9 protein-coding genes are annotated in these 12,623 nt (G+C 48.8%); all 9 read right to left on the reverse strand.

What is annotated here, in order from left to right; genetic code table 11:
- Positions 1-242: 242 nt before the first annotated feature.
- The 9 genes from IPL32_05840 to IPL32_05880 all read right to left on the reverse strand — a co-directional run bounded on the left by IPL32_05840 (position 243) and on the right by IPL32_05880 (position 12,534).
- Positions 243-2,159 (reverse strand): ABC-F family ATP-binding cassette domain-containing protein, encoded by a 1,917-nt coding sequence (locus IPL32_05840; GenBank protein MBK8465334.1) that lies wholly within the window; start codon positions 2,157-2,159, stop codon positions 243-245.
- A gap of 563 nt (positions 2,160-2,722) precedes the next feature.
- On the reverse strand, positions 2,723-5,818 hold the full coding sequence (locus IPL32_05845) for a VWA domain-containing protein (GenBank protein MBK8465335.1): 3,096 nt from the start codon (positions 5,816-5,818) through the stop codon (positions 2,723-2,725).
- A 39-nt stretch (positions 5,819-5,857) separates the two neighbouring features.
- On the reverse strand, positions 5,858-6,076 hold the full coding sequence (locus tag IPL32_05850) for a hypothetical protein (protein ID MBK8465336.1): 219 nt from the start codon (positions 6,074-6,076) through the stop codon (positions 5,858-5,860).
- On the reverse strand, positions 6,077-6,856 hold the full coding sequence (gene lpxA, locus IPL32_05855) for an acyl-ACP--UDP-N-acetylglucosamine O-acyltransferase (GenBank protein MBK8465337.1): 780 nt from the start codon (positions 6,854-6,856) through the stop codon (positions 6,077-6,079). It abuts the gene before it with no gap.
- A gap of 30 nt (positions 6,857-6,886) precedes the next feature.
- On the reverse strand, positions 6,887-7,138 hold the full coding sequence (locus tag IPL32_05860; GenBank protein MBK8465338.1) for a hypothetical protein: 252 nt from the start codon (positions 7,136-7,138) through the stop codon (positions 6,887-6,889).
- A 10-nt stretch (positions 7,139-7,148) separates the two neighbouring features.
- Positions 7,149-7,595, reverse strand: a complete 447-nt coding sequence (gene fabZ, locus IPL32_05865) for a 3-hydroxyacyl-ACP dehydratase FabZ (GenBank protein ID MBK8465339.1) — start codon at positions 7,593-7,595, stop codon at positions 7,149-7,151.
- A gap of 94 nt (positions 7,596-7,689) precedes the next feature.
- Positions 7,690-8,277, reverse strand: a complete 588-nt coding sequence (locus IPL32_05870) for an OmpH family outer membrane protein (protein MBK8465340.1) — start codon at positions 8,275-8,277, stop codon at positions 7,690-7,692.
- Positions 8,278-8,419: 142 nt separating this feature from the next.
- Positions 8,420-11,506 carry an outer membrane protein assembly factor BamA gene (gene bamA, locus IPL32_05875; protein MBK8465341.1) on the reverse strand — a complete coding sequence of 1,029 codons (3,087 nt, stop codon included), beginning with the start codon at positions 11,504-11,506 and terminating at the stop codon, positions 8,420-8,422.
- 314 nt (positions 11,507-11,820) lie between these two features.
- Positions 11,821-12,534 carry a superoxide dismutase gene (locus IPL32_05880; GenBank protein ID MBK8465342.1) on the reverse strand — a complete coding sequence of 238 codons (714 nt, stop codon included), beginning with the start codon at positions 12,532-12,534 and terminating at the stop codon, positions 11,821-11,823.
- Positions 12,535-12,623: the final 89 nt, after the last annotated feature.

Genomic DNA, 12,623 nt, shown 5'->3' on the forward strand with positions numbered 1-12,623 from the left:
GTTTTAATCAGTGCCCGAACTGTGTGCGAAAGGTGTGCCAAATGTTCAAAACACCTCTCGTCTGAACAAACTAGGACAAACTGACACAAATACTAAGTACAACCAGGCAAAAGAGTTGTGAACTTATCCAAGCAAGCCGAAACGCCACAACAAGATTCATAACCCCGAGGTCGAGTGTTCAAGTCCCTCTCCAGCCACCATTTTTTATGAAAAGAGAAAACGGCCACTTGGCCGTTTTCTTTTTAGACGGCTGTATTGCTCAACTCTTCAGCTCTCTCCGCGAGTTCGGCCCAGCGTATCATATCGATCTCAAGTTCTTCGTTCAATTTTTGCTGTTCGGTAAAAAGTTCGTGAACCTTTCCGGCGTCGCTTGCGGCGAGTGTAAGCGCCTTTTCGATCTCGGGAAATCTTGCTTCAGCTGCTGCAATACTAATTTCTAATGCCTCAAGTTCGCGGGTTTCTTTGAAACTTAGTTTTTTTGGCTTTCGCTTATCAGCAGCTATCGATGGTGACGCAACGACTTTTGTTTTGGGAATATCCTCCGTTTTCCCTTCGGCACCTTCCCTTTCACGGGCTTCCAGATAGGCTGAATAGTCGCCGGGATATTCTCGCACTTTGCCGCCAGGTTCGATGCGGAAGACGTTCTCGACCGTGCGGTCGAGGAAGTAGCGATCATGGCTGACGACGATGAGAGCACCGGCGAAATCGTCGAGGTATTCTTCGAGGGCGATCAAGGTCGGAATGTCGAGGTCGTTTGTCGGTTCGTCGAGCAGCAGGACATTTGGCGAACTCATCAAGATCCGCAGCAGATACAGACGCCGCCGTTCTCCGCCGGAGAGGTTGCCGATGACAGCGTATTGAGCGGCGGGCGTAAAGAGAAATCGCTCAAGCATCTTGCCCGCTGTTATCTGAACGCCTTCGTTGGTCGTCACGTATTCCGCGACGTTGCGTATGTAATCGATTACGCGCTCATCGTCATTCAGGGCACGGCTTTCCTGATCGTAATAGCCGGTATGCACGGTCGTTCCCGTTTCGATCTCGCCGCTGTCCGGAGCAACGCGGCCGGTTATCATTTCGAGCAGCGTCGTTTTGCCCGATCCGTTTGCACCAATGATGCCGATGCGGTCGTCGCGTTTTAGCAGATAGGTGAGATCACTAATGAGTGTGTTTGTGCCGTATGATTTGGACACACTGTTGATCTCGATGATCTTTGAACCAAGCCGTTTTGAGCCGATAGCAATATCGACCTCGCCCTTTACCGCTTCTTTTGGCGTCGCCATCAGCGAATAGGCCGCCTCAACTCGATGTTTGGATTTTCGCGTCCGCGCCTTTGCACCGCGTCGGAGCCAGGCGAGTTCCTTTCTAATTAATTGATCCCGCTTGTGGCCCTCGACCGCTCGAAGTTCGTCCTGCTCGGCCTTTCTTTCGAGATAATAGGCATAATTGCCGCTAAAATTCTGCACCGTACCGCGATCGACCTCAAAGATGCGGTCCGTCACGCGGTCGAGAAAATACCGGTCGTGCGTCACCAGCAGCAGCATTCCGGTGTAGCGTGCGAGATACGATTCGAGCCATTCGATCGTGTCGGCGTCGAGGTGGTTGGTCGGTTCGTCAAGAATCAGGATGTCTGGCTTGAAAATGAGTTCGTGGGCAAGAGCGACGCGCTTTCGCTGACCGCCGGAAAGCTCGCCCATTTTTGCCGAGGTGTCTGTAATATCAAGTTTTGTAAGCACCGCACGGGCATTGGCCTCGATCTCCCAACCACCATTTATCTCAAGCTCATGCTGGAGTTCGGACATACGTTCGAGCAAAGCGGCGTCGTGAATTCCGCCGGCAACATCATGACACGCGGCCTCATAATCACGGATCGTCTGCATCACGCCTTTGCTCGATGCAAAGATCGTCTCAAGCACGGTCAGGTTTTCGTCATATGCTGGATTTTGTGAAAGGTACGCAAGCGTTTTGCCTTTCGCGCGAGTTACGCGGCCGGTGTCGGACACTTCCTGTCCCGCAATGATCCGTAAGAGCGTTGTTTTTCCGGAGCCGTTCGCACCGATTATTCCGATCTTGTCAGTGTCTTCGAGGCCGATGGTCACATTCTCAAAAAGAGTTCCAAACCCGTAATTCTTTGAGATATTTTCGAGCGAGACGATATTCATTCTTGTTGTTAAGGAGAATCAAATTCTTGAATTGTTAAGAAAGTAGATAGAGCTAAGAAAAAACACCAGCCAGATTCCTATCAATATTAGAAAGGCACCTAGAGCTGCCCTGGTGATTTTTTTTCGCATTAAGTTCTCGTTTCTTGAAATCTTTAAGGTACTTACTAGGACAATCAGCCTTTAAGACAACAAGTAAAGCCACTGTAGACGTGATAACCCAACCGGTAATCCAAATTGTTAGATTATTAACATGAAATAATCCACAGAAAAGGTTCCAAGGAGTAGCAAAAAGAAACATCGCTGTTACCGTGACGATTCTCGGGGCTGTAGTTCCCTTCCCTTGTTTTAATTCGATTGATAGTTTTTCTCGAAAAATATCATCTTGGTCCCGCATATCCGAAATGTCAGTAATAAGCGGTCTATGAAAAAATACATATGCTGGATAAAAGAAAATAGACTTAATTAAGGATTCAAATCTAAAAATATTGTAATAGACCCAATATGACATTCTTTTGGACACAAGGTTTTCTCAGAGCAAAAATTATCTCAGACATCCATCCATTTCAACTTGTTAACCGCCGATAAATATTCGGCATTCGTTCGGGTAAACTGAGCACGTCGTCGATGATAGTGTAGCCGACGTCACCGTAAAGATCCTTCAATTCTGCTTCCGATTCGCGGTCGATGGTGATGCAAAATGGCGTGACACCGGACGTTTTAGATTCGGTCAGTGCCTCGCGAACGTCTTCGCGGGCATAGCGTGCGTCGCCGTAATCGTGATCGTACGGCCGGCCGTCGGTCAGGATTATCAGCAGTTTTGTGCGAGCCTCTTGTTTTAGCAATTTGGCAGACGCATGACGGATCGCGGCTCCGAGACGCGTATTGTTTTGAAACGTTATTCCGCCGATCCGCTTTTCGATCTCGTCGGAATATTTCTCTTCAAAATCCTTTACGACATAAAATTTCACGTTGCGTCGGCCTTCGCTCGTAAAGCCGTTGATTGAATATACATCGCCGACGGCCTCAAGAGCTTCGCTCATCAGCACGAGGCCTTCTTTTTCGATCTCGATTATCCGCCGACCCGGATGTGTGTAAGGCTGAAGCGGATTTCGCGTGATCGTGCGGGCGGTCGATGACGATTGATCGAGCAATATCGAAACCGCAACGTCCCGCTGTTTTCGCAATCGTTTTGTGTAAATATTTTCCGATTGACGGCCGTCGGCACGACGATCGATGACAAAATCGACGAGCGCGTTTAGGTCGTAATCCTCGCCGTCGATTTCGCGATTGATGCGGGTCAGATTTTCGGGTTTCATCAACTGGAACTGATGCCTGATCGATGAGATCACGCCGCGATACCGCGAACGCGCCAATTCGACAAAGTTGCGGTCGCCCTGCTTTACCTTTTTCTCGATCACACGGCTCCAGCCGACACGGTAATCGTTCAACTCGCGGTCCCATTCGTCGTAGGCGAACGCGACATCGTCGGCTTCGAGCGCCTGTTCGGGCATCTCGTTCTGCGACCATGCCTCGGAGCCCTGCAGGTCGTCAGGTTCGCCTTCGTCGTCGAGGCTGTTCCAGGCATTGAAGAGATCGCGAATGTCCTGAGTTTCTTTTTGCTGTTCGCGTTTGATCTGCTCCTCGGTCACGGCCTCAGCGGCATTTTTGTCGTCGTAAACAAAATCGCTCTTTTCCTCGGTGTTTTCCGATTCAGTTTCCAGTGTCTGTTCCGGCGAAATATTCTGAAACAGGTTATACACGCGGCTCGTCGCCATCAGCGAATCGGCAACGGTCGCACCTTGCAGCGTCAGATACGATTCGATCACTGTTTCGATCTCCGACACAACCGTGCCATAGAATTGCCGCGCATCATCCGTCGCACCGCCGCAGAGTGTGATCTGAAACAACAACTCAAACGGCACCTGATGCATCGGCAGATCAAAGATATAAGGGCGATTTGATCTCAAGAATGACTGCATCAGATCGAGATCTTTTACAAGTCCGCGATAGGTCTGTCTGAGACGTGCATCGATACGCGCATTTTCCATCGTACCGAATATCTTTCGAGCAAGACGCGGTTCGGGAAATGCGGTGAGAACGACTTTGTGATCGGAATTTTTAGGAAATCTCTTGCGGCGTTTTTTGATCTCAACCTGAATTTGTTCATCGCTCAATGCCTTTTCGCCTTTCTGTACATCCTCGATATATCCGCCGAGCGAGAACGCATCAAGCTCATCTGCGGTAGCCGAATAGAATTCGGAGAGCTCTGCAAACGCCGCCTTGAGGTCTTTGGTGTCGCGTTCGAAAGTGCCGAATTCAATCTGCCCGGCACCGTGCGCGGCCAGCACTTTGTAGAGACGAAAATCCATCTCGTCGTCGTCAAATTCGGCGACCGACGCAGGAAGATAGATCGTTTTCCCATCGCCGATCCGCGATTCCTGCGGCATTGCCGTGAGCGGTGCGATCTCGATCTCTTTGCCGGTCAGTGCCTCGACATACATCCGCAAAACGGATTGTATTTTTTCCAACGGCAAGCCAAGCCGCGTTTCCTGAAGGCGTTCGTTAGACGCTCGTGTCTCTAGCGCAAAGTAACTGCGTCGTGCCTTTGCCGAATCGGCCTCGCGTTCGTTAATGCCGGTTTCGACCCATTCTTCAAACTGCTCGATAGAAACTGTTTTCAATGCCCCTGCGCTCGACTTAAAAGCAGCAAGTGCGCTTTCTGCATCGTTATCAGCGATCTTTGCGGTCAATTGCAGCACGCGGCGAATGTCGTCGGGTGTTGCTTTTTTCTTTTTGCTGAAAGAACCAAAAAATTTAGGCGTTGCCCGCAGAAATGATATCAGAACGGCGTTGCCGTGGCTGGCTATTATGCGGGCCAGCTTGCACCAGTCTTCAAACGCCGCTTCGGTTGCGGTCAATACATCGCTGCCGGACGACACAAAATGAAGCGTGACGCTACCGCCAAATTCGAGAAATTCGCCTGCACGAAGCATTAACAAGATAGCGTTTTGAGCGGTCAATTTTGTAAGCGATGCGGGCAGATCTGCCCACAGTTCAGCAGTCATGCCGCCGGTTCGATTGGCAAATTGTAAAGCAAGCGAAAGCACCGAATCGGAAACCGCTGACTTTTCGTCGTCAAAGCGGCCAAGTGCGGCCGCAACCGCAGGCGTGTGTTCGAGAAATTCCGCGCTGTGCTTTGCCGAACGCTGAGCGATCTCTACTGCGAGATTCAGTACGTCAGCCAGAAGGGTTTCATCTTGGATCTGAGTGGCAATACTGGGAACAAGCCGAAACGTATCGAGAGCGATCGAACTCGACAATACAAGTTGCCGCATACAGATCTGAAATACCGCAGCACGAGAGGCATCAGGCACACGCTTTATGCTAGTGACACCATCGGCAAAAAACTTTGAGCCTGTGTCTGCGTTGCCCATCGCTAGACGCCGGCCAAATTCGCCCCAATTTCGCAGATCGTCGGCAGATAATATCTTTGCAGCTTTCGGAACAGCCGCAACAAACTCACGGCTGACGCGCAAAGACACGCCTGCCAGAGCCGCGCTTATTTCCAAAGCAGCGCGCTTTTTATCTGCCGGTAACTTTCCTAGACGGCGTGCCAGACCGGTTAAAGACGGCTTGCTCGCTTTATTATTTTCGGCCACAAATCGATTTTAAAGGAAAAAGGTGAAAGGTGGAAAAGATCAATGATGATGCTCGCCGGTGACCTCGTTAAGCTTGCTGATGTCGAGCAGTTTTGTGAAATCGTCAAAATGGAACATTGTCTCGTCCTTACAGTGTTCGCAAAAGAATGTGACATCCTCGCCGAGGTACATATCTTTGAGATGATATGCGATAAAACACCCATAGCAGCGCTGGATGCGTTTGCCAAATCCTTCGAGAACGTGCTCTTCTGATTCCATCTATTTTACGACTCCTCGTTTTGAGCTTTCAATAAAGGCAGTGAGCAGATCGACTTCTTTGCAATCAGCTATTTCTTCGCGGATTTTTTCGACCGCTTGTGTCGTGTTCAGTTTGGATGAGAGCAACAAGTAAAAGGCGTGGTTTAGTCTTTCGATTATTTCTTTCGAATAGCCGCGACGTTTTACTCCCAGGCGATTAAGGCCGTAGCATTTGGCGTGGTTGCCTTGAATGATCGCAAATGGCAGTGCGTCTTTGACCACGACGGAATAGCCGCCGATGAAGGCTTCGTAGCCAACGCGACAAAATTGATGAACGCCGGAATATGCTCCGACGCTCGCCTTGTCCGCGATCTCGACGTGGCCGGCTAGCGTCGCCGCATTTGCCATTATGATCTCGCTGCCGAGTTTGCAATCGTGAGCAACGTGAGCCTGTGCCATCAGCAGATTGTCATCGCCAATCCTTGTCAGGCCGCCGCCGCCTTCCGTTCCGCGATGTATCGTTACAAATTCGCGGATCTGATTGCCTTTGCCGATCTCGGTACGCGTTGGTTCGCCGCCATATTTCAGGTCTTGCGGCGCAAGGCCGATCGAAACAAACGGAAACACTCGTGTGTCGTCGCCGATCGAAGTTATGCCATCAACTACTACGTGCGAATCGAGACGAACGCGGTCGCCAAGCGTTACGTCGTCACCAATAGAGCAGAACGGCCCTATCCGGCATTCATCGCCGATCTTCGCATTCGGACTGACAATCGAAGTTTCGTGTATAAATGAACCCATTAAATACTCAGGAGTTTAGGATCGATTGAATTATGCTGCGTTTTCTGTTTCAGCACTCTTGACCGAGCTTCTTAATATCAGCCAAGTGAAAATTCCCGCGACCGGGATCGCAAGCAAAAGTCCGAGAACAGCGCCGCCGATGATCGAGCCGAAAAATCCAAGAAGGCCAACCTTCAGGTTCTTTTTAACAAAACCAAGGATGAGCGGAACGAGCCCGGTCAGTAATCCCAGGCCCCCTCCAATCAAAATCCATTGCGTCATTGTAATGTTACTTGGGTCCATTAATTTACTCCTATCTGTCGTTTCGATCGGCAATGATGCTCAATATTTCTGCCTCGGCTGTTACCTTTCCATCTACGGTGGCAATGCCTCGCATTTTTTGGACTTTTGAGCCGATGCGAAGTGCAATGACCTCGAGCATCAGCGTATCTCCCGGTACAACAGGGCGGCGAAACCTTGCGTTTTCGATACCGGTGAAAAATGGAATTTTACTGTCGCGGTCTTCGAATTCGCGAAGTGCGAGAATCGCTCCGACCTGTGCCAATGCTTCTATCTGCAAAACGCCGGGCATAACCGGAACACCGGGAAAATGGCCGGCAAAGAAAGGCTCGTTGATCGTGACTTGTTTGATACCAACTATCCTTACACGCGGTTCCAGCTCGACGATCTTATCGACGAGCAAAAACGGATGCCTGTGCGGCAAAATCTCTTGTATCTGGATCGAGTCTAGTATAGTCATAACACCTGAGCGAATAGACATTATATAAACCAAAAGCCGGTAAATCACAATTCACCGGCTGATGGAATGTTTCGCAATGAAAATCGCTTATAGACTATTTAGTAGCCGTAGTAGCCGGACGAGCGTTGTAATAAGTAATGAAATCCTTAGTGATATCAGCAGTAGGATCAAAAACGAGGACCGGACTTGGCTGATTTTCCGCTCCCATAGCTGTCACATCGAGAACGACTGCATATCCCTTCAATTTTGCATACTCTTGCAAAGCCTGAAGAATATTATTGGTTATCGGCCCGATGACCTCAGCACGACGTTTTTCGTATGCAGCTTGAGCTTCTTTCTGCTTGAACTCGTATTCCCGTCGAAGCCGCTGGCCTTCTTCCTGCTTGGCCGCAGCCGCCTTGGGGTCTACCGGAACCGCAGAGTTTGTCGTCATTTTTGTAAGATCATCGGCGATCGTATTGATCTTTGTCTGTAATGTTTGCAGTTCTACTGCGCGCGGCCTCATTTCGGTTTCAACCGCCCTTGTTGCGTTCAGATATTTTGTAATGCCCGCCTTTTCATCCCCAAAATCTGAGGTAACGATCCAACCGATCTTGGTAGCCGGAACAGCCTGAGCAAAAGAAACCGAGGCCATTACAAACAAAAAAACAAAACTCGCCACGAAAAACCCAATTCTCTTCATTATTTCGAAAACTCCTTAAAACCTACTATCCTATACTGAAAATTTTCAGTACAACTGTTTGAAACTACTTTTGTCAAAATTGTTGCTTGTTCTTTCCAAAAAGAATAGCAATGTTAAATAAAAGACAATCCAAAGTCAATCATCAGAACGTCCGTCCGATTGTGAATCTAAATCCGGAACGTTGGCCAGGTAAATATATTCCGGGCAATTCCTCGGTAAATCCAACCTTTGAATTCGGGTTGTAATAATAATAGAGCCGAAATGGCACGTTTACAATAGGAACCTGTACCCGCAATTCGGCTCCGACGCTCGATTTGAAGTTCGTAAATTCGCCAAACTTTGCGTCATCAACTAGCAAAAGTGAATTTTGCTGAACCTCGCCCCGTAAATACAACTCCTGCACCTGCGGTGACAAACTCGTAGGACAGCCAAACCGGTTGCCGCGGCAAAATTCATTGATGAAATCGGTTTTTGTCATCACGCGTCCGCGATAATACAAAATGCTGCCGAAACTGCTTTCCAGTACAGGTGTGTTTATAAGGCCCAAAGCAGTTAATCGTCCAGGTCCGAGGAACTTATCGTCCTCTAAAAATTCACTGTTAATGACCTGAGTACCTGTTTTTCGCAAGTTGAAGACCGTTCCAATATCAGTATAAAGCGCCATGGTGACTGGCCCAAAGATCGGTATTCGATATTCAAAATTACCAAGTATTTGGGTATCACCGCCGATAAATCTGAAATTTCGCGAGTATAACGCGGGATTAGCACCGTCATAGCCAGTTACCTGGCCAATTGTGGCGATTTCATTTTGAGTTCTGGGATCGAGGCCAGTGTCCGTGTTCGGTGTTCCTGAAGCATTTGTTGCGACGACGACATTTCGGCTGGTAACGTAGGTATTAAATGGTACAACCGGACTGATCGAACGCCCTTCGTACCCGCGAATATCATTTTCGCTGCCGAGAAAATATCGAGTATAGGCGGGTACGCCACCAATATATGCGATCGAATTCGCATTTCTGACCTTGTCGGTTATTGACCACGATCCTATCGTTCCGGCTTGAATTCGAAATGCAAATACTTGTGGGTCTTTGGATTTTTTATTCCTGACGGGAATGAATTGGGAATATTGGATGTTTGGCTGGTATGTACGCACATCGCCTCCGATTCCCGCAAAACCCAGCGAGATCGAAAGTTGCTTGCCGCCGACGGTATCGATGCCGTTTCTGCCCGGTTGACGCGTATCGTAAACAAAGGACCCTGTGATTTGGCTGGTAATGATACCCGGCTGCGCATATATGACCGGGATTGCGGCCGACGGGTCACCCAAGGAATTTACTTCCGGGTCTTCAATACTTGTAGTTGAAAGCAGGTATGTAAGGCCGATTCGCGAAAACTGCGTAAATTTGCGCTTCTTAAAGTAAATTTCCGAAAGTGGTGCTGTCGCGAATACGGTGCCGCCCCACGTGTTTTGCGTAAACAGGTTGGCCTCGTCAGTGGTTACAGTCCCGGACGGATCATATATAGCGTTCAACACATCCTGATTTTGAGTTAAATATGTGCCTTCGCCAAAAAATTTATACCGGCTGGCAAATATCGAGAAACCAACCGAAATCGGACGATCGCGAAAATAAGGCTCTTGATAGCTAAACGCCAAGCTCTGTTGGCGGTTTCCAGCGCCCGCATTGAAAGACAATGTTTCACCTCGGCCGGCGAGATTATTTGTCGAATATTCGAGACCAAAAAAACTGCCGCCCACACCCGAGACCCCGCCGTTGAATGATATCTGCTGTCGGCCCTTTTCTTTAACTTTTACTACTAGATCGACGTCGCCTTTTTCTTCGTCTGTGCGAAACTCTACATCCTGATCCTTATCGAGCGGGTCAAAATATTGTGTTTGATTAAGGCGCGCTATCGATATCTCAAGATAATTCTGATTGTAAATATCGCCCTCGTTCAGCAGGAACTCACGGCGCAGCACCTTATCTCGCGTAAAGGTGTTTCCGCTGAACTCCAAGCGTCGAAGCGTGAACTGTTTGCCCTCGTCGATGGTGATCGTTATGTCAGCAATGCCCTCATTAGCGTTTGTCGGACTGTCCTTAAAGGTCGGCTCAAATTCGGCATTGTACTGAACGAATCCCTGCGAACCGTAAACCTTTTTAAGATCCTCGTAGACAGCATCCTGCAAACGCTTGCCGTTGGCAATCTCGCCTTTTTTCAAACCGACATAGGAAAGTATCTGCTGCTCCGAGAAGATCGAATTCCCCTCGACCTTTAGCTCACCTACACGAAAAATCTTTCCTTCCGTCACAGGCACTTTTATTTTTAAGGTATCGTCCTTCGAGGTAATAAGCGGCAAAGGAAAGCTGCCGATCAGCGGCGGACCGGTCCGTTTGAAACCTAAGCCTTCGACTTCCGGCTCGCCGATACGTGCCTGGAAATAACCTTTCGAAAACATATACGAACGGACATTCTTTTGCAGATCGTATTGCAGCTTTCTCAGGTCGAGAATGTCCATGCCCTTGATCCGCGAGATCAGGCCGGTCTCTTTTACTAGTACGAGAGCGTTTCGAAGTTCGCCATCCTTAAAATGCTGGTTTCCTTCAAAATCTATCTGAACGATGCGCGAACGGTTGCCCTGATCTATATCGAAAATTACAGCAACGGATGTCGCAGAGATATCCTCATCTTTAACCGTGACCTTTGCATTCGGATAGCCTTTCGCTGCGAGCATTTCACGCAGCGTGCGTATGGCGGCTCGAGTTTTAACCGGATCGTAAACTGCTTCCTTCGAAATACCGACACGTTTTTCACGAAATTCCTTGAGGATGTCCGATTCGGTAAGAGCTTTTGTCCCTTTGAATTGCAGATCTCGGATGATCGGCAGTTCACGGACCTCAAAGATCACATTGACGCCGCCCTGAATCCCATCTTCGGTCAGCACGCGAGTCGCAGTCTTATCGAAAAAATTGAGCGAGAGCAGTTCCTTAAGGTCACGTTCCAAAGCGGCGGGATCATAAACATCGCCGGCACGGGTTTTTATGTAGTAAAGCAGGTCTTCGTCACGAAGACGGCGATTGCCCTGAATATCAACACTTTCGACAACCTGCTGTGACGATACGGCCGCGACTACCCGTCGAACGGAACGGTAATTGTTGGCCTTGGCCATAGCCGGAAAAGCCAAGATCGCCGAAACAAGGACAACAAATCCGAGTGATCGTGAGATAAACATAAACAATGCCAAATTTCCTGCTGAGCGCAAATTAACTATCGATCGTGGTCGCGTTGCCCGACGGACTTAACGGACATGAAAAAAAGCCAAATCACCAAATGCATTCGAATGGTTGATTTTACTTGCCTTTAAGATTCGCGCGGCCTCTCAAACGTTGCCTCTTTGGGCTGTCGATCAATCTTCAAATTATACAGTGTAAGGAACGGAAATTAAAAAAGCGGATGGGTATTATGTTGCTCAAGCCCGCAGGCAAACGAGTGCGAACCTCTCATATGGGACCAAGCGCCATTACTGACGTGCGGACTCGTGCAAGATCATTTCGGCAGGCCGTCAACACGCCGATTCACCTCTTCCCAGTTAACATTTGCCATAAAGGCATCGACGTATTTTCCCGCAGCTGCACCGTAATCCATCTGATATGCGTGCTCATACATATCAAGCACGAGCAGCGGAATGGTGAATGGTGGATTTGTCGTATGGTCGAGCGAAATGTAATTGTGAACTTCTTTAGTGTGCTGATTGTACCCAAGCACCGTCCAGCCGGAACCGCCAGATAGAGCATTTCCGGTGCGTTTGAATTCCGATTCCCACGCTTCGTAGCTGCCAAACCACTTTTCGATCAGCTTTTTCGCCTTTCCGTCGGCTTTTCCATTGCCGCCAAGATTTGCAAAGTAGTTTTCATGCAGCACGATCGAGCCTGTGCGTATAAGCTCCTGTCTCTTCAGATCGCCGTAGATGTAAGCCGGCAAATCCTTCTCTTTTGCAAGTGTAACAAGCCGCTGTTCGACCAAATTTAGAGCTTTAACCGCCCCGGTGTAGTTGTTTTCGTGATGCGAACGGATCAGTTTTTCGGAAATGCCGCTAACCTTGGCCGCGTCAAACGGCAAAGGCTTAGGAGTATGCTTGCCTGCAAAGGCCATCGGCAAAGCCTCCTGAGTCTGAGCCTCAACAGAATTACTAAGCGTCAGAACACCAGCGCCAACCGCCAAAACACCCGAAATCGCTTCCCTGCGTGAAATATTCTTCATAATAGCCTCGATTATAACGACTAAGTATTAGAGTTAGAAATGCATCAACGCGTTGTTTCGTTTCATCTCAAGCGATGGAAACCTGTGGA

The organism is Chloracidobacterium sp. (assembly GCA_016711345.1).
Lineage (GTDB): Bacteria > Acidobacteriota > Blastocatellia > Pyrinomonadales > Pyrinomonadaceae > OLB17.

Coding starts and splice junctions, on each gene's coding strand:
- IPL32_05840 (MBK8465334.1), bottom strand. CDS start 2,159: ATGAATATCGTCTCGCTCGAAAATATCTCAAAGAATTACGGGTTTGGA.
- IPL32_05850 (MBK8465336.1), bottom strand. CDS start 6,076: ATGGAATCAGAAGAGCACGTTCTCGAAGGATTTGGCAAACGCATCCAG.
- lpxA (MBK8465337.1), bottom strand. CDS start 6,856: ATGGGTTCATTTATACACGAAACTTCGATTGTCAGTCCGAATGCGAAG.
- IPL32_05860 (MBK8465338.1), bottom strand. CDS start 7,138: ATGGACCCAAGTAACATTACAATGACGCAATGGATTTTGATTGGAGGG.
- fabZ (MBK8465339.1), bottom strand. CDS start 7,595: ATGACTATACTAGACTCGATCCAGATACAAGAGATTTTGCCGCACAGG.
- IPL32_05870 (MBK8465340.1), bottom strand. CDS start 8,277: ATGAAGAGAATTGGGTTTTTCGTGGCGAGTTTTGTTTTTTTGTTTGTA.
- bamA (MBK8465341.1), bottom strand. CDS start 11,506: ATGTTTATCTCACGATCACTCGGATTTGTTGTCCTTGTTTCGGCGATC.
- IPL32_05880 (MBK8465342.1), bottom strand. CDS start 12,534: ATGAAGAATATTTCACGCAGGGAAGCGATTTCGGGTGTTTTGGCGGTT.